General features: G+C 57.7%; 13 protein-coding genes. 6 read left to right on the forward strand and 7 right to left on the reverse strand.

What is annotated here, in order from left to right; translation table 11 throughout:
- Positions 1–176 precede the first annotated feature (176 nt).
- Positions 177–938 (forward strand): gluconate 5-dehydrogenase, encoded by a 762-nt coding sequence (gene idnO, locus NG99_RS08260; RefSeq protein WP_034890700.1) that lies wholly within the window; start codon positions 177–179, stop codon positions 936–938.
- Positions 939–1,064: 126 nt separating this feature from the next.
- On the opposite strand, the gene fucO is transcribed toward idnO, so the two are convergent.
- Complete coding sequence (fucO, locus tag NG99_RS08265) at positions 1,065–2,216, reverse strand: lactaldehyde reductase (RefSeq protein ID WP_034890703.1); 1,152 nt, start codon at positions 2,214–2,216, stop codon at positions 1,065–1,067.
- A 217-nt stretch (positions 2,217–2,433) separates the two neighbouring features.
- On the opposite strand from fucO, the gene NG99_RS08270 reads away from it, so the two are divergent.
- Positions 2,434–3,138: a hypothetical protein gene (locus NG99_RS08270; RefSeq protein ID WP_034890704.1), complete on the forward strand. Its 705-nt coding sequence runs from the start codon at positions 2,434–2,436 to the stop codon at positions 3,136–3,138.
- A gap of 129 nt (positions 3,139–3,267) precedes the next feature.
- Here NG99_RS08270 and ampH read toward each other — a convergent pair whose 3' ends face one another.
- The 5 genes from ampH to NG99_RS08300 all read right to left on the reverse strand — a co-directional run bounded on the left by ampH (position 3,268) and on the right by NG99_RS08300 (position 11,389).
- Positions 3,268–4,461, reverse strand: coding sequence for a D-alanyl-D-alanine-carboxypeptidase/endopeptidase AmpH (gene ampH, locus NG99_RS08275; RefSeq protein ID WP_052130619.1), 1,194 nt, complete (start codon positions 4,459–4,461; stop codon positions 3,268–3,270).
- Between the two features lie 151 nt (positions 4,462–4,612).
- Complete coding sequence (gene opgB, locus NG99_RS08280) at positions 4,613–6,910, reverse strand: phosphatidylglycerol--membrane-oligosaccharide glycerophosphotransferase (protein ID WP_034890710.1); 2,298 nt, start codon at positions 6,908–6,910, stop codon at positions 4,613–4,615.
- A gap of 361 nt (positions 6,911–7,271) precedes the next feature.
- Complete coding sequence (locus NG99_RS08290; RefSeq protein ID WP_052130620.1) at positions 7,272–8,780, reverse strand: FGGY-family carbohydrate kinase; 1,509 nt, start codon at positions 8,778–8,780, stop codon at positions 7,272–7,274.
- A gap of 13 nt (positions 8,781–8,793) precedes the next feature.
- On the reverse strand, positions 8,794–9,639 hold the full coding sequence (locus NG99_RS08295; protein ID WP_034890716.1) for a class I fructose-bisphosphate aldolase: 846 nt from the start codon (positions 9,637–9,639) through the stop codon (positions 8,794–8,796).
- Positions 9,611–11,389 (reverse strand): glycerol-3-phosphate dehydrogenase/oxidase, encoded by a 1,779-nt coding sequence (locus tag NG99_RS08300; protein ID WP_052130621.1) that lies wholly within the window; start codon positions 11,387–11,389, stop codon positions 9,611–9,613. Before NG99_RS08300 ends, NG99_RS08295 begins: the two co-directional genes overlap by 29 nt.
- 318 nt (positions 11,390–11,707) lie before the next feature.
- Here NG99_RS08300 and NG99_RS08305 point away from each other — a divergent pair, with 318 nt between their 5' ends.
- Complete coding sequence (locus tag NG99_RS08305) at positions 11,708–12,859, forward strand: porin (protein ID WP_034890719.1); 1,152 nt, start codon at positions 11,708–11,710, stop codon at positions 12,857–12,859.
- A 57-nt stretch (positions 12,860–12,916) separates the two neighbouring features.
- Here the strand turns inward: NG99_RS08305 and NG99_RS08310 are convergent, their stop codons facing one another.
- The gene (locus NG99_RS08310) at positions 12,917–13,582 is read right to left on the reverse strand and encodes a helix-turn-helix domain-containing protein (protein WP_052130622.1); all 666 of its coding nucleotides are present in this window, start codon (positions 13,580–13,582) and stop codon (positions 12,917–12,919) included.
- Between the two features lie 146 nt (positions 13,583–13,728).
- Between NG99_RS08310 and NG99_RS08315 the strand changes: the two genes are divergently transcribed.
- From NG99_RS08315 to NG99_RS08325, 3 genes are read left to right on the forward strand one after another with little or no spacing between them, the layout of a single operon-like run.
- Positions 13,729–15,192, forward strand: a complete 1,464-nt coding sequence (locus tag NG99_RS08315) for a M81 family metallopeptidase (RefSeq protein ID WP_034890722.1) — start codon at positions 13,729–13,731, stop codon at positions 15,190–15,192.
- Entirely contained in the window at positions 15,189–16,763 is a 1,575-nt protein-coding gene (locus NG99_RS08320; RefSeq protein WP_034890725.1) for a serine hydrolase domain-containing protein, read from the forward strand. Before NG99_RS08315 ends, NG99_RS08320 begins: the two co-directional genes overlap by 4 nt.
- A gap of 23 nt (positions 16,764–16,786) precedes the next feature.
- A complete protein-coding gene (locus tag NG99_RS08325; protein WP_157032588.1) occupies positions 16,787–18,355 on the forward strand; it encodes an ABC transporter substrate-binding protein in 1,569 nt (522 codons plus the stop codon).
- Positions 18,356–18,391 lie beyond the last annotated feature (36 nt).

Genomic DNA, 18,391 nt, shown 5'->3' on the forward strand with positions numbered 1-18,391 from the left:
TTGACTTATATGGACCAATAACACGTATGCAGAGAATGGCTGAGCGTTATTTCTGTCACCCCCTTTTTAAAGTGATATTCATCGTAGTTTGCTGAGGGTGAAAACCGTGTGATAAAACGGAACCACATTGACCTCGCGCGAGCCACTCGCTGTTTGACGTTACGGAGCAGGAACAAATGACCCTTTTCAGCTTAGAGAATAAACGTATTTTATTGACCGGCGCAGCGCAGGGCATCGGCTTTATTATGGCGCGCGGCCTCGCCCAGCACGGGGCGGAGGTGATCATTAACGGCACTTCCGAACAGCGCGCTGAGAACGCGGTGAGTAAGCTGCGCGAGGAGGGCTTTACCGCCCATAGCGCGGTATTTAACGTCTCCGACCCAAAGGCGGTAGAGGACGGCATCGGGAAAATCGAGTCCACGATTGGGCCAATAGACGTGCTGTTTAACAACGCGGGCATCCAGCGTCGCCACCCTTTTACCGAGTTCCCGCTGGAGGAATGGAATGACCTTGTCGCCACCAACCAGACCGGCGTGTTTCTGGTTTCGCAAACGGTAGCGAAACGGATGATCGTCCGGGGCGCGGGGAAAATCGTCAATATCTGTTCAATGCAGAGCGAGCTGGGGCGCGATACCATCACGCCTTATGCGGCGACAAAAGGAGCGGTAAAAATGCTGACGCGCGGCATGTGCGTTGAGCTGGCTCGCCATAATATTCAGGTCAACGGCATTGCGCCGGGCTATTTTCAGACGCCAATGACCAAAGCGCTGGTGGATAATCCTGAGTTCACCGACTGGCTTTGCAAGCGCACGCCTGCCGCCCGCTGGGGCAACCCGGAGGAGCTGGTGGGCGCGGCGGTGTTCCTCTCGTCGAAGGCCTCTGACTTTGTCAACGGGCATCTGCTGTTTGTCGATGGCGGTATGCTGGCGGCGGTATAACTCAGTGGGTTCTGGCAAAGGTTTTATCGCGAAGGGCTTGCCCGGCATCGGGAAATTGAAGCCCATCGGCTAACTCAGACCGCCATAACGCCGGGCAGACGCCACCCTCATCTGCCCGGAGATCGATCAATAGAGCTGGCGATAAAGCTCGGTAATGTCAGCGAGCGTGGCCTCCCTTGGGTTGCCGCCGGTACAGACATCGTCAAGCGCGGCCTGAGCCAGCGCGGCAATATCCTCTTCCTTCATCCCAACATCACGCAGCCTTGGCGGAATGCCCACGTCGGCCGACAGCTGTTTCACCGCGTCTACCGCCGCGACCCGCACTTCGCTCAGGCTCAGGCCGCAGACTTTCGCCACGCCCATGGCGCGGGCAATATCACGGTATTTTTCGCCGGTGTACTCGGCATTCCACGCCATGACGTGCGGCAGAATGATCGCGTTGGCCACGCCGTGAGGAACGTTATAAAACGCCCCCAGCGGGTGAGCCATGCCGTGAACCAGGCCAAGCCCAACGTTTGAGAAGCCCATGCCGGCGATGTACTGGCCGAGCGCCATATCCTCCACGCCTTTGGCTTCACCGGCTACCGAGGCGCGCAGCGATCGGTTGATAATCTGGATGGCCTTCAGGTGGAGAGCATCGGTCAGTTCCCATGCGCCTTTGGTCGTGAAACCCTCAATGGCGTGGGTCAGGGCATCAATGCCGGTGGCGGCCTTGAGCGAAGGCGGCATGGAGGCCATCATCTCAGCGTCGACGATCGCTATAATCGGAATATCATGCGGATCGATACAGACAAATTTGCGGCGATTCTCTTCGTCGGTAATCACGTAGTTGATGGTCACTTCGGCGGCGGTTCCGGCCGTGGTGGGGATGGCAATGATCGGCACGCAGGGGTTGCGGGTATCGGCAAAGCCTTCCAGGCTGCGAACATCGGCAAATTCAGGATTATTGATAATGATGCCGATGGCTTTGGCGGTATCCTGCGGCGAGCCGCCGCCGATAGCGATCAGATAATCCGCGCCTGACGTCTTAAACAGCTCAACGCCCTTTTGTACGACAGCGATGGTGGGATTCGGCACCACCTCATCATAAATCATAAAGGGCAGATGGTGCTCAGCCAGCAGCGCGGTGACCTTTTCCACCACGCCCGCCTTCACTAAAGCTTTGTCGGAAACTAACAGCGCTTTTTTAAATTTGCGCTTCGTCACTTCACTGACAATTTGCGCAATGGATCCTGCACCAAACCAGGCGGTTTCATTTAATATCATTCTGTGTTGCATAAAGTGACTCCGGGGTCAGGGTAATTGTTGAGTAACCTGAGTGAAATATGCGCAGGATTGCAGGACGGGCGTATTGATGAAGATCAGGTCGTGATGAGTCAGTCGGCAACTTGCGGCGGGGGAAAGCGGGGCAATTAAGTCGTCGTCATTGTGTTATCGTAGACCGGTGGCCTGCACTGATGAATTACATAATAAATTGATAATAGGGAGGTTTTATATGATTCGTGTCGCTTTGCTCACCGTGCTGGCGCTGATGTCATCCGTCGCGGTGGCGGACCAGGATCATCCTGAAGTCGATTGCGCAAAAATCAAAAATTATGCCGCCGCTGGCGATCGTGCCTACAAAGCTGGGCAGTATGAAAAGGCGCGCGACAGCTATACCGATCAGGTCGGCTGGAGTGAAACCTGCGAGCTTTCGGAGGCCGCTATTGCCACCGCCTATAACAATGTCGCCCTGACGTGGATTCGGCAGGGGGAGTATCTGAAAGCCAGGGCATGGTTAATGATTAAGAAAGACCATCCGAGGTCGCAATATAACCTGAATCTTATTAAAGATAAGCTGGCGGCGCTGCCCGCGCCTGCCGGTCCCGCAGGAGAATTCTGGCAATATGCCGGTCGCGGGATGTGGAGTTCTTATAGCATCAGTAAAAAAAGCGGCAAATATCATCTGATCTTCGATGGTCTCTACCCTGGATTAATGGGTATGTATAACGGTCCTAATATGGGCAGCCTGGAGGGGGACGTTATTATTGCCAACAATAAAGGCGTGTTTCACCAGCAGGAGGAAGGCAGTACCGATGAGTTCGGAAACTGTGAGGTGAGCATGAATTTCGGGGCCGACACGCTGACCACTTCGGTTAAAGGAGACTGTGGATTTGGACACAATGTTTCCGCTGAAGGGGAATATCTTCGGGTTAAGTGAGGCAATCTTCAGCGAAAGCTTCTGCCGTCGCGTTATCAGGGCGGGGTAATTCGCCCTGATAACGCGACGGGGATCATCTGTACCCGGTTGGTCAGCGTTGCGTACAGCCAGTTAGTGAGCTTTGGTAAATTAATTAGACATGATGCTGGCGGCTAATTGCGCGCTGTCAGGCGTATTGCCGATTAACTCGGTCAGCAGATTATTCACGCCGTCGCTCATCGCGGTAAAGTGGGTCTGCGAGGAGCGGGTGACCACAATAAACACGCCGACGCTGTACTGCGGCACCATCGCCATGTAGGTGATGAAACCGCCGCCGCCGCCCGTCTTCTGAATAATGCCAGGCCTGCCGCCCTCCGGGGCCATATACACCCAACCCATCCCCAGCGCCGACGCTTTACCCGGCACGTCCATGCCGTTCACTTTAGTGAGCTGGTCGCGCTGATAAATCATGGTCTGAATACGGTCGGCCTGCGGCGTGCGGGCGTAAACATCGGAAGAGAGGAACTGCTGCATCCAGCGTCCCATATCGTCCGGGGTGGAGTAGATGCCGCCGCTGCCGATGGCGGCCAGCGTGTTCATGCATGGGCTGGCCCCTTTTTCGGCTACCATCAGGCGTCCGCACTGGTCGGGAGAAGGCGTGAACGTGGTGTCCTTCATGCCCAGCGGACGGGTGATCTCACGCTGAAGCAGCGCCGGATAGGGTACTCCAGAGGCTCTGGACAGCGCATCGCCCAGCAGGTCGAACGCCAGGTTGGAGTAAGCGGCCTGGGTGCCCGGCGCGGCTTTCAGATGGGCGCTCTCCAGCCAGTTCCAGCGCTGAGCGTTGGTCGGCCAGACGAATACCGGACGGTGTGGCTTGCCTCCGGGCTGTTCGCGCGGCAGTCCGCTGGTGTGGGTGGCAAGGTTGATCAGCCTAATCGTTTGCCCGGCGTAGCTCGGCACGCTGCTGCCCGACGGGGCATATTTGCTCAGCGGATCCTCGAGGCGAACCACGCCCTGTTCAGACAGCTTGACCAGCAATTCGCTGGTCAGCAGCTTGGTCAGCGAGGCGATGCGGATCACCGAATCTTTCTGCGGACGAATGCGGCTGCCTGGGCGAATCGCCCCCTGGCTGGCAAACACGCGCTGGTTGGCGTCAATCGCCACCATCGCCATGCCGGTCGCCTTGGTGTTGTAGTAGATGTTCTGCGCGTAGCGGTCAACAATCTGCGATGCCAGCAGCGGATCGGGCGCGGTTTTCGCCGCCATGCCGCTCAGCGGCAGGGCAGCAACCAGTAATGCCAGCAAACGGTGAAAAAAGGGTTTCAACGGGCGGTCATCCATCTGAGTGGGTCTTAAGATATTTCGTATAGTAATCTGTTTTATACCGGCTTAAAAAGGCGTCAGCGCGCTTTTTCCTGCTCTTTTCCCAGAAAATGTTTCAACTGCCTCCAGCCGCGCCCAGCCGATGGAAAATGGCGCGGCTGGTCGCAATTTATTCCGTGGCGCTCACTTCGAGGCTGACCAGGCCAATCCCCAGCTTGCGTGCGGCAAAACCATCAATCGCGCCTTCGGCAGTTTCTTCCGGCGCAGGTGGCAGGATCTCAATGGTTCTGGCCTGTGAAGGATTGCTGAAGTGCAGCTTGACCGTGCTGTCGCCAGCGCTAAGCTTCACCTGCTGCGTTACGTCGCCCACCCTGAAGGTAAACGGTTGCTGGCTGTTCTTGCCAAATGCCCGTGCGGTAAGCGTCAGGTCGAAGGCCGCAGGCAGCGGTTCCAGATACTGTACGCTCACCGTTGGCAGCAGGTTCGCGTCAGACCAGCGTCCGCCCCAGGGTTCGATAAACGAGAGGCCGCTGACTTTCTGCACCTGCTTCGGCAGACCCGGCAGGCCAAACAGTATGCGTTCGGAGGTGTAGCGCAGGTCGTCATCGTTGATTCTCAGACGGGTGACCGCCTGCTGATAGCGATCGTCGCTCCGTTCGCCGGTCTGCTTAAAGGTGACTTTACCCGGCGTGCTGCCCGACTGAATCTGCCGGATCTGCGGCGGCGAGTTCAGCGTCCCGTCGGCCACGCACAGGCCTGGGTTCAGCTCCAGCTTCTCGTCCCAGACGTCGCCCATTTTAAAGCAGCGGTCGATCCAGACGAATTTTTCGTCCGGGGCGAATTTCGCCAGTTGCTGCTTCAGCGGCGCCGCCAGATAGACGTCAAATTTCGGTTCAATCTTGTTGGGCATCACCGACAGCAGCAGCGGCAGCTTAAAGTGCACGCCGGAGAAGCTGAAGGTGTTTTTATCCGTATCGATAGTGTAATCCGAAATCGCCCTGGGGAAATTCCACATCTTGATGACGTCTGGCTTCCACTCGTTGATTTTATCTTTGATATTCAGATAGGTGGCGGCCAACGAGGTGGCGGACAGGCTGCTGCGTCCCAGTCCGATAAAGTTATCGCCGCCCATCGCGTCCAGCACCGTCGCGCCGTTATCGAGCGTGCTACGCTTCACCGGCAGCACTTTGCTGCTGATGTCGCTCCCGCGCAGCATAAAGAACAGGTCGCTACGGTCATGCTGATTCAAATATTGATAGGCGGTGTTGTTCATCGCCAGGTGATCCGAGCTGACCACGATGAGGGTATTTTTAAAATACGGCGTTGCCTGAATGCGCTGAATCAGCCGGGCAATATGCTCCTGGCTACAGGCGACCGCCGCGAAAGATTCGTTGGGTTTGCCGTTATAAGGATAGGTTTTGCGCTGGCAGGTGCGGGAGATAAAGCCGTCGGGATGGTGCGTATCTACCGTTAATGCGAACAGCGAGAACGGGCGGTTCTGTTTCGCCAGCTCCAGATACTTATCAAACACCACATCCAGCAGCGTGTCGTCATACCAACCCCAGTCGTTGCGGTAGTTTGGATCTTTAACTACGGACTTCAGCTCGTTATAGCCGAAGAGATGATCGAAACCGTGCGAAGAGAGGAACAGATCCTTGCCGGCGAAGCTCAGACTTGCGCCCTGATAAAAGTAGTTCTGGTAGCCGGAGGATTTAAGGATATCCCCCAGGCAGACATTCTGCGGATAAAACGTTGAAAGGGAGCTTGAGGCGTTGCCGTCAAACGGCGCGAACAGTGGAATGCCGCACTGGGAGGCGACCATCCCGGCGATGGTATATTCCGTACCCGGCAGCTGTTCGGTATTGCTGAAGTCGTAAGAAGTATTTTTAATCTGGGTCAGTTCAGGGGCCAGTTGCGGGAAGGCTTTCTCATCAAAATAGGTGCGTTCCAGACTTTCGGCATAAATATACACCAGATTAGGTTTATCTCCGCGGATCTGCTTGCCCGGCACCTTAAAATGCGTGTAAAAATCGGAGCTGCCGCTGCCCACCTGGGATTTGATCAGGCTACTGACCTGCTGATATGCCGGCGTGGTTTTAATTGATGCCAGCGCCAGAATCACCGCCAGCAGGCTGTAAAGCTGGCTGGCACGATGGCCTTTGCGCAGGCGAAGTAGCCACGACAAAAAGGCAAACAGCAAAATAAGACAGACAATGAGCCCAACGGCAGGGAGAATATATTTGCTGATACCGGCGCCGCTCAGGCTGCTGGTAATAGTATAAATGACCGCATCATTGATCCCTTCGCCGGTAAAGTAATTACTCGCCAGCATTGATGCGTTGAGAATAATATAAATGCCAAGAAACAGCAGGATCGCGGAGAACCATATTTTGTTTCTGCCAGCTTTCCAGCTGTAAAGTGAAACCGAAGCAATAAACAGTATAAGTGAGAGCAATTCTGAACCCATGAGTGGTTTTTATCCTCAGGCTGGCGCAATCCCTGCCCTGTGCCGGTGAAAGTTGTGGTCAGATCTGCGATGAATGGGCCAATTTAGCGCAGCGAATTATCTCTGGCAATATCCCGGAGTCCGTAATGGCGCGTTCGGTTCAGCTTTTTATTACATTTCGTTTAACCTGCGTTTAATTTTTCATGAACTCAGCGGCATTAACATTAATCAGCCCGGCAGGGAACGTCGGCCTGAAGAAGGGAATTTCGTTGAATTTGCTGAAAAATGAGGGCTCGGGCGGCAAACCACCGCTGTAATTGTGCAGTTAATTTAATGTTTTTTCCCGCGTCTCAATCTGGCGATGAGTTGCCAAAATTCAGATTTAAATCACATTTTGCTGTGCATGTTCATTCAGTTCTTCATGCCACAGGCTGTCCATCGCCAGCTCCAGCTTTTTAAAAAGCCGGTAGCGCGGCTCATGGAATGCCTGCCGAAGCGGATCGGGCTGGAGCACGGTCGGATTCAGTTTTACGGCCTGCACCACGCCTTCCGCGAGGCTCGACCAGACGCCCACACCGACGCCTGCACAAATCGCCGCGCCCAGCGCCCCCGTCTCCTTGCATTCCGCTACCTGAATCGGGATACCCAGCACGTCGGCAAACATCTGCGGCCAGACGCAGCTGCGGGTGGCCCCGCCGGAGAGCGTCGCGGAGGTGAAAGGCAGCCCGGCGGCCCGCAGGCGATCGATATGCGCGCGATGAGCAAAGGTTACCCCTTCAAACAGCGCAAACAGCATATCCGCGCGGGTATGCCAGCCGCTTAGCCCGTAGAAGCCCGCCTTGGCCGGCTCCTCTTTTCGCCCTGAGTAAAGGTAGGGATGGTAGACCGGCAGATGGGCATCCGGCACCACCTGAGCAACCAGATCGCTGCTGCGTTCCGCTCCGCTGCCGCCGCGCCCGTCGGCAAACTCACGGACGAACCAGTCAAGGTTGGCCGCAGAGGTGGCGCTGGCCTCAATCGCCATATAGCGATCGCGTTCAATCAGGGAATTCATAAAGACTGGCCGCAGGTAATCTGGCCGGGCCACCACTACCTGATTAATGCTCCAGGTTCCCGCCACAATGGAGGCTTCGCCAGGCGCGACCACGCCCGATCCCACCGCGCTGGCGACCACATCAAAAATACCGGCAACTACCGGAATCCCTGTGGGCAGACCGGTCAGCCGCGCGGCCTGCGCCGTCACTTGTCCGACAACGTCGCAGGATTCATGCAGGGGAGGAAGCAGAGGGAGAGCGTCGGCCAGCTCATAAAGCGCCAGCAGCGCCTCGCTGTAACCGCGAACGCCGTGGTCGATCAGCCCGGCTCCGGCAGCATCGGAAAAGTCAGCGCTTACTTCGCCGCACAAAAAATGGGTAATCACATCTTTGGCACAGAGAATGTGGCCTGCGCGCTGATACGTCGCCACGTCAAAACGCTTCAGCCAGCTCAGCAGCACCGGCGTGGAGCTGGCCCAGACTTTTTGCAGCGAACGCGCATAAATAGCGGCGGCGGCCCCGCTCTGTTCAAGCTCATGCACCCGCCCGGCGGCCCGGTTGTCCACGGACTGAATGCCGATCAGCGGCTGCTGGTGGCGATCCAGCGCGTACAATCCGTTACCGTGGCCTGCGGCTCCCACGGCGATCACCTGCGCTTCCGGCATCTGCGCCAGGCAGCTGCGGATCGCGGCGGTAACACTCTGCCAGACCTCGGCTATCGGCCGTTCAGCGTAGCCGGGCTGCGGCTGGAGAGTCTCGCCAGCACAGCTGGCGACGGCGCGAACGGTGCCGTCCAGATCGAACAGCACCGCTTTTATCATGGTGTTTCCGGCATCAATGCCCAGCAGCTGACTCATCATCGTCTCCGTTTTATTCTGCGCGCTGATAGCGTTCCAGCGCTTCCTGACCACTGACGCCCTGGTGAATAATCGCCATCAGCGCAGCCACGACGCGGGCAGGGTTGTCGTGTTGGTAAACGTTCCGGCCATACACCATGCCGGATGCCCCCTGAGCCATCAGCGCGGCACTTTTGTTCAGCACGCCTGCCAGCTCGCCCTTGCCGCCGCCGCGAACCAGCGTCGGACAGCGGGCGGCTTCAACCACGCGATGAAACTCTTCCACCCGATCCGTGGGATCGACCTTAATAATGTCCGCACCGAGTTCACGAGCCAGCCGGACCAGCGGCACCATTTTCTCCACGTCGCCCAGCGAGCCATAGGCCGCTCCCTGACCGGCCGGAGCCATAACCAGCGGCTCGATCATCAGCGGCATCGCGTAGCGCTCACAGGCGTGGCGCAGGCGACCAATGTTCTCAACGCACTGGCGAAAAATCCCCGGCTCGTCGGGGATCAGGTAGAGGTTGACCACCACGGCGGCGGCATCCATTTGCAGCGCGGCAAGGATCGGGTCATCCGGGTTGTGCAAAACTGCCCACATCTCGCGGTGACGGGCGGCGTTATAGGCATTGCCCACGTCAGTACGCAGCACCAGCGCCGGTTTTTGTCGCTGGGGTAACTGCTGGAGCAGATCGGCCTGGCCGTAGTTCACCTGAATGGCGTCCGGCTGGGCCGTCACCAGGCTCTGCATTACGCTGGCAATATCTTCCAGCCCGATTAAAAAGTCCGGCTCGTTGGCGATACCGTGGTCGATGGCGACATCCAGGCATTTCCCCTGGTTAAAGAGGCGGTTAAGCCTCACTTTCTGACTGGCTGACATGACAGGATTCCTTATTCATCTCCACGGGATAAAGCCTGCCAAGCCCGTGAAGGGCGGCAAGACGTGAAAGGGTGTCGGTGAGGTGCTGCGCAGATTTTTCGGGCGACCAGCCGCGATCCTCTGCCAGCAGCGCGTTCACTTCCGCCATCAGCGGCAGGGTGAGCTGCCCGCTGATGGCGAGGGGCGTACGGCGAACCAGCAGGTCTTCCAGCGTTTGTACCTGCTCATGCCGGATCAGAAAGCGCAGCTCGTTCTGGCTCCAGTCTGGCTGGGCGTGCAGCGGATGGTCCGGCTGAAGGCGCATAAAGTTCATCACCGCCTGGGCGCGCGTGCCGTAGCGCGAAACCAGCTGGGACACGCGGGTTTGCGAAACCCCGTATTCGCTGCTCAGCGCCTTCAGCCAGCCGGGCTTGCGTGTCGCGCTGGGGAAGTCCCGGCCGCCGCCAATCGCCAGATCGGCGGTGCTGACCTTGCGCTGTTCACCCAGCAGCTTCAGCACTCTGTCGGCGGCCTCTTCGCCAAACTGGCGGAAGGTGGTCCATTTGCCGCCGACCAGGCACAGCGTGGTGAAATCCCGACCGGCCAGCGGCGGGAGCAGCACCAGCGAGTGGTTACGCGAGATGCTGCCGTTGCTGGCGGCATGGCTGGCAGGCAGCGGACGCACGCCGCTAAAGGTGTACAGCACGTCCTCTTCTTTGATAGTCAGGTGCGGGAAGACAAAGCGCAGCGAATCCAGAATGTAGCTCTGCTCATCTTTTTCACAGACCACGTCATCGGGGTTATCCACGCGGATATCAGTGGAGCCAACCAGCACGTTGCCGTACCACGGGAACATGATGCAAACGCGGCCTTCCTGGTTCTCGTAGTAAACCATCTCGCCATCCAGCATTTGCAGGAGTGCCGGGCAGTGCAGGATCAGATGAGAGCCTTTGGTGCCGCCAATCAGCTTGCGCTCCGGCAGCGATTCGCTCAGCGTGCCGTTCAGCCGGTCAATCCAGGCGCCGGTGGCGTTAACCACTACGTGAGCTTTCAGCGAGAAGGTTTCCCCCCTTAAGGTATCGCGCAGGGTGATCTTTTCGCCGTCGCACTGCTCAACGCTGAGGTAATTCAGCGCCAGAGCCGCCGGTTCCGCGCGCTCGGCGTCTTCAATCAGCTCAAAGCCCAGCCGTTCAGGGGCCGCAATCCACGCGTCGTAATAGGCTGCGCTGCATTTCACCCAGTCGGCGAAGCCCGGCCAGCGCTGACGGGTCTGCGGCTGATTGTGTAGCTGGTGTTTGGGCATGTTGCCAAAGCGGCGCGACCAGGCGTCGTAAAGCGTCAGGCCGGTTTTAATCACCAGCGCGCCGCGGCGGCTTGGCTTTTCGGTCAGGCGCAGAAAGCGTTTTCCGGCATTGAGCAGGCCGCCGCCCCAGCTGTCAATCGGCACGGTCGTGCGCAGCGGAGCGACATAATGAGGCGCGTTTTTCAGCAGCCGATCGCGTTCCCGGACCGACTCTTTAACCAGAGAAAACTCGCCGGTCTCCAGATAGCGTAAGCCGCCGTGGATCATTCGCGAGAGCGCCCCGCTGGCAGCCTGGCACCAGTCGCCTTTTTCCACCATCACCACCGGGATACCCTGTAGGGCCAGCTCGCGAAACGTGCTGATGCCGTTGATGCCGCCGCCAACGATCAGCACTGGCGTACGAGGTATCTGCCGGAGTCGGGCCAGCCTTGCCTCGCGATCGTCGGATCTGCTGCTCTCAGATGCCATGCTTGCCTCCTTTATTCTTTGCTTTTTGAGGTATAGCCAGGCAGCAACAGAACACCACCTTATTGTTGCAAAAGTGTTAACCAGAACGGTTTTGGCTCAGGGAGAGTCACGGTGTGAAAATCGTGACCGGTGGATGACATAAGTCAAATACAGCACAAAATAGCCATATTCGTGTGAAAGTGCGTCTGAATACATATTTCCTTAAAAATTCCGTCAGCCAAATAGCACAAAACGGTCATGTTAATACACATTTTGTCATCCTTCCCAGGCTACTATCATCCGCGCTAAATGTGTGATTATTCTTCTCAGGGATACAAAATGTTAACAAAAACGCGCGCTTTATCCCGGGCCATTGGTCTGGGTCTGCTGGTCGGCAGTGCTTCGTTTGCCGCCCATGCGGAAATCACTCTCCTGAAACAGGACCCGCAGGCCGGCGATCCGCTTAGCCGCCTGAACTTCACCGTGGGCGGCAGCATCCGTCCGCAGTTCAACAACATGACCGGCGCCAGCGACAACGGCTCTTACAAGCGTAACGGCTTTGACGGCGGGACTCGTTTCCGCTTCGCGGCTGATTACTACCTGTTTGATGACGTGAGTTGGATCGGCTACTACGAACTCGGCGTGAATATTCCAGCGGTCTTCAGCTGGGATAATCACTATGCTGACGGGGCGAACAACACCACCCGTCGTATGCTGTACACCGGGTTCAAAAGTAAGACCTGGGGCCAGCTGACCTACGGCCAGCAGAACAGCGTCTACTACGACGTGGTGGGGGCTAAAACCGATATCTGGGATTACGACATGCTCGCCCAGGCACCGGGCAACGGCATTAACGGAGATTACGACGGTTCCTACCGTTCACGTAACATGCTGAAGTATAAAAACAGCTTCGGCGATACGGATATTTATGCTTCTTATCTGTTTGATGATAATGAGTATCTGCCGGGTAACGGTCTGCGCTATAAGCGTCAGGGCGGCGGATCGCTGGGCGTGGATTACCATATCACCAAAGATTTGACCTGGGGCACGGCGTGGAACTATACCCGCGCTGAGATGCGCGATCATGGCAATGACGAGTCGAAGTCTTACGATCAAAACATCTACGGAACGGCTCTGACCTGGAAACCTGATAACTGGACCTTCAGCTTCGGCGGCGGCTACTACCAGAACTTCCTGACCACCAAAAAGGTCGACGTGGATAACTACTTCGCGGGCGATGCGTGGGGGATTGAATATCTGGCCGGTTATACCATTCCGGTTGGTCAGTACGCGCTGAAGTCGGTAATGCCTTACTTTATGGGTGACCGTCTGGAATACATCAACGACCGCAATTATCAGCGTATCGATAACGGCGTCGGCGTGTCCTTCCAGTTGGATTACGGCTTCCGCGTTGACTATGAGCACGTCTTTACGTCAAGCACCGACAATCTGGGTGATATGAACCTGGTGCGCCTGCGCTACGACTTCTGATTTTTCTTTCCCCGTTTGAGGAAAGTAGCGACGCCCCGGCCTGTGCCGGGGCGTTTTTTATTCGGCAGGAATGCCGACCGTCCCTTCCTTGAAAAACAGCCGCTGGGTCATACAGATCGACAGGATATGCGCGTCTTCCTCGCTGAGCGAAATAAACGCATGGGGCATGGTGCTGTCGATATAGGCACTGTCCCCGGTCTCCAGACGCAGCGGGGCATACCAGGCGGTGTGCAGTTCGGTGACGCCCTGGGTGACATAAATAAACTCTTCCCCTTCATGGCTCGACCACTCTGCTTTGGCAGGCACCTTGCGCGCTTTGATCTGCATAATCAGTGGGATCATTCCCTTATGGGTCAGCTCTGCCGAATGCACGTTATAGCCGTAGTTATCGGTGGTGAAAGCCAGACCTTCTCCCGCCCGCGTAAAGGTGCGGCGGCCGGAAATGGGCGGTACTGCCGGGGTAAGGGGCGCTTCAACCGGTCGCTGGGCGCTGAACAGCTCGCCAAAGCTCAAATGATAGGCATTGGCGATTTTCACCAGCGTGTCAAACGAGGCGGAAACCTGACCGTTTTCAATTTTTGACAGGGTGGAGATCGACAGACCGCTGCTCTCTGCAACCTGCTCTAACGTCCATTGTCGCGCCTGGCGCAGCGATTTGATCCGGTTACCGAAATCGGACTCGGTAGGTAACGCTTCTTTTACGTCCTGGTGACTCTTCGCCATGCTTGTTTCCCACTTCTGCTCTGATCCCACAGGCAGTGTACCTGAATTTTCGTGCATCGCGTGTCGTTTTTATCATAAGAAAAACATTTTTTACTAAAAGAAAATGTGGCGTAGGATGTGAAAAAAATCTGCGGAGACTGACGATCGTGAACCTTTTTATCGCTGCGTTGGGAACAGAAACTAATACCTTTTCACCGCTCCCCACCGGAAGACAAAATTTTGATGAGACGCTCTTCTCCCGCCATAACGGGAGCCAGTCCGATCACTATTTCGCTCAGCCGGTGCGGATTTGGCGTGAGATGGCGACGCAGCAGGGAGATGAGGTGGTGGAAAGCCTGACCACTTTCGCCCAGCCTGGCGGCCTGACCCGGCAGGATGTCTGGGAAACGCTCCGTGACGATCTTCTGGCGGATTTGCAAAGCGCCGGTCAGGTGGACTGGGTTCTGCTCAACCTGCATGGGGCGATGGCGTCTGACGACTGCGATGACTGCGAGAAAGAGCTGGTGCTGGCGGTACGGCAGATCGTCGGGCCGGAGGTAATCATCGGGGTTGAGCTGGACCTGCATTGCCATCTTGATCCTGAGCTGATCGCCGCCGCCAGCCTGGTGATCCTCTACAAAGAGTACCCGCATACCGATGTTAACGATCGTGCCGTGGAGCTGTTTACCCACTGTCGTGCGGCGGCGCTGGGTGAGTTCACGCCGGTGATGGCGCTGCGAGACTGCCGGATGCTCGGCGTCTGGCGGACGTCGGACAGCGAGATTCGCCAACTGGTGGATGAGATGTTCACCAGCGAGCAACAGGAAGCCGTGCTGTCGCTGAGCTTCTGCCACGGCTTTCCATGGGCGGATGTCCCTAATGTCGGCGCGAAAGCGCTGGTTGCGGTAAAAGATAATCCGCAGCTTGCCGGGCGGCTGGCGGATGAGCTGGCTGAGAAAATCCTCGGGCTGCGTTACCGCTATCAGCCGACGCTGCTGACCATTGACCAGTTGACCGCCAGCCTGCCCGACCTCCCCGGCGTGACGGTAGTCGCCGATATTGCCGACAATGCAGGCGGCGGGGCCGCCAGCGATGCGACCTGGCTGCTACAGGGCATGATCCAGGCGAAAAGCAGCGGCGTGCTGTTCGGCAACCTCTGGGACCCGCTGGCGGTGCGCATTTGCCAGGAGGCGGGAGAGGGCAGCCAGCTACCGCTGAGGATCGGCGGTAAAGTCGGGCCGCAGTCTGGCGATCCGCTCGATCTCCGGGTTCGCGTGCTGAAGATTGTCGAACAGGCGACCGTGACGTTTGGCGCCGGCAAGCAGGCGATGGGGGATGCGGTGCTGTTAGACGCTGACGGGCTGCATATCGTCATTAACAGCGTCCGTACCCAGACGTTTCACCCGGATGCCTACACCCAGTTTGGCCTCGACCTTAACGACTATCGCGCGGTGGTGGTGAAGTCGGCCCAGCACTTCTATGCCGGATTTGCCCCGGTTGCGGATCGGGTGATTTACGTCAGCGCGCCCGGCACGGTTTCCCCTGATTTCACCACGCTGCCGCTGGCAAAAGCAGGCCGACCGCTCTGGCCGCAGGTGGAAGATCCGTTTGCCGCAGGCGGACAGCTGTGAGCGCGCTGGTGCAGCAGCCGGAAGAGGCGGTGGATGCGGTTCTCGCACGCTTCCAGCGCTACAACATGCCCGGTCTGAGCGTCGGCGTATTGTCTCAGGGCAAAGTGGTGCTGCGTAAGGGTTACGGGTTGGCCGATATCGCCGCCGGACGCCCCAACGCAGCGGATGTTCCGATGCGGATCGCCTCACTCAGCAAGCAGTTTCTGGTCAGTATCGTACTGATGCTGGAAGCCGAGGGGCGCCTTGCCGTCAGCGACCCCATTCAGCAATATCTGCCAGAGCTGCCCGATTATGGCGTGCCGGTCACCCTGCTGGATTTGATGTCCAACCAGAGCGGCGTGCGTGATTTCCTTGAGCTGCGCCTGCTCTCCGGCGGCAATTTCAGCGATCCGGCCACGGCGGAAGAGAGTTACCGGCTGATTTGCAGCACAGCGGAACTGAACTTCCTGCCGGGGAGCCGTTTTGCCTATTCCAACAGCGGCTTTCTGCTGCTGACCCGCGTGGTGGAAAAGCTGGAAGGGGAAGCGCTGGAAACGGTGTTGCAGCGCCGAATTCTCCAGCCGCTGGGGATGACGCAAACCGGGCTGGCCCGTACCGATTCGCCGTGGATTGAAGGCCGCGCGGTGCCCTACGTCGTTGAGGCGGGGCAGCCCACTCAGGGACAGTGGTCGGTGCCGCTGGATGGCGCTGGCGGTATGCTTTCCACGGTAGACGATCTGCTGAAATGGGCGGCCTGGGTGAGGGACAGCCACGGCGCGTCTCAGCCGATTTTTCAGCGGATGGCGCAGGCTCGTCCCTATGCGGACGGCAGTCCGTCGATTTACGGCCTTGGGTTTACGGTGATGCCGTACCGGGGCCAGCCCTCTTTTGGCCATCATGGCCAGTTGCCCGGCGTATTTGCCGAAATAGCCTGGTTCCCTCAGGCCGATGTGACCCTTGTCTTAATCGCTAACACCACGGAAATTAACCCGTTTCTGCTGGGACGTCAGTTGGCCGACGTGCTGATTCCGTCAGTGCTGACGGCGCGTCTGCCTGCCGCTGACGTCCTGCCGGGTTATTACTATAACGAAGCCGAAAACCGGCTCTTACAGGTAGAAAAGCGCAGTGGAGAAGTGATGCTTAACAGCACCATGACTCGTGCGCCGCTTGAATGGCACCAGCCAGGATGCTGCCGTCCTTTCTGGCCGATGCTGCATTACCAGTTCTCTCCGCAGCCGGATTGCCTGCTGGGCAGCAACGGGCCAAACCCTGCCTGCTGGCGGCGGCTGACGCCCTGGCTGCCGGAAGCTGACGCCTCCCTTGCCGGCACCTTTTATCAGCCTGAGCTTAACTGCGAGTGGCGTATCAGTCGCCAGCAGCAGCAGTGGCAGCTTGAACTGGCCGGCCCGTTCGGCGTCAGTCGCTTTACGCTGCTACCGTTCGCCGATGGCGTGATGCTGGCCACCCCTGCCGTTAATCCTGACGGAGATTACCGCCCCACGCTACGCCTGACCCACACCGCGAGAGGAAGACGGCTGGAAATAGCCACCGATCGCACTTCGCGCCTGTTTGCAGACGAGATCCACCGTTAACTTCACCTTTTGGGAGTGTTTGTATGCGCCTCACCTCGGTATCAAAAACGTTAAGGCAGATGGCCCTTGCGGCTGCGCTGGTGCCCGCCGTGGCCAGCGTTCAGGCACAGGCTGCTGGCAAGGTCGTCTGGGCGGTGGGCGTGGATGCCGATTCGCTGGACCCGCACCGCACCACCACCTGGGAATCCTGGGCTACCTTCGATCTGATTTATGATTCGCTGTTGCAGTTTGATGCCAACGGCAAAGTGGTGCCTAACCTGGCAAAAAGCTGGGAAATGTCGCCGGACGGCAAAGAGTACACCTTCCACCTTAACGCCGGGATGCAGTGCAGCGACGGCACGCCGCTGGACGCTACCGATGTGAAGTACACCATGGATCGCGCTTTCGACAGTAAAAACCCCAGCGTGATGAAAGCCGGGTTTGGTCCGGTCACCGCCGTGGAGGTCGTCGATCCGCTGACGGTGAAATTTAAACTCTCCAGCCCGTTTGGCGCCTTCCTCGCTTTCCAGGGCGAACCTTTTGCCTCAATCCTTTGCGACAGCAATCAGGCGCTGGGCAAAGCGTTCGGCTCCAGCAAGGCCATTGGCTCCGGTCCGTTTATGGTGAAATCCTGGGTAAAAGGCGACCGCATGGTGCTGGTGCCTAATCCTCACTTCAAAAATTATGGTCGCCCGGTCGAGAATGCCGGTCCGCCGAAGATTGACGAGCTGATTGTCCGTCGTATGCCGGAAGCCCAGTCCCGGCTTGCCGCGCTGTCTACCGGCGAGGTGCAAATTGCCACGCCGCCGCTGGATGACGTCGATACCGTTAAAAAGTCGGCGAAAATGCACTTACTGACGGCGAAAAACACCGGTTCCACGATCTTCTTTGAATTTACCACCTCGCGGCCGCCGTTTAACGATGAGCGTATCCGCCAGGCGGTGGCCTACGGTATCGATCCTGACGCGGCCATTGATATTGTCTTTGGCGATGTGGCGCAGCGCGAACACTGTACCGTTGGGCCGGGCGTCTTCGGCAATGACGAGGACTGGTGTGCAAAGCAGGGCTACAGCTATGACCCTGAGAAAGCCAAAGCGCTGCTGAAAGAGGCCGGTTATGGCCCGGACAAGCCGCTGGAGGTCACGGTGATGACCTGGCCGGATGATAACCGTGAAAAGATCTTACAGGTCTTCCAGAACCAGCTACAGCAGATCGGCATTAACGCCACCATTGAGCTGATGGATATCGGCACGCTGAATGCGCGCGTCAAGCAGGAGAACGAAACCAAAACCGGCAAAGGCTCGTTCAATATGATGGGCTGGGCCTGGTATGACCCGGATATTCTCTACAACCTGTGGCACTCGCCGGGCGCCTATTCCGGTTATCAGACGCCTGAGCTGGACGCCATGCTGGAGAAAACCCGCACCACCCTCGATCCTGCCCAGCGCCTGCTGGCGGTGCACGATGCGCAAAGCTACCTGCTGAAACATGCGATTCAGGTTCCGCTTTATACGCCGGGCTGGAACTGGCTGTATGCGGTGCGCAATGAAGTGAAAGGCTTTAAGGTCAGCACCTTTAACCGCCCAATCTTTAATGACGTCACCGTCCAGTAACCTTCGGGGCTGCGGGCGTTCCGCAGCCCCCGTTTT

This window comes from Erwinia typographi (assembly GCF_000773975.1).
In the GTDB taxonomy this organism is placed as follows: Bacteria; Pseudomonadota; Gammaproteobacteria; order Enterobacterales; family Enterobacteriaceae; genus Erwinia; species Erwinia typographi.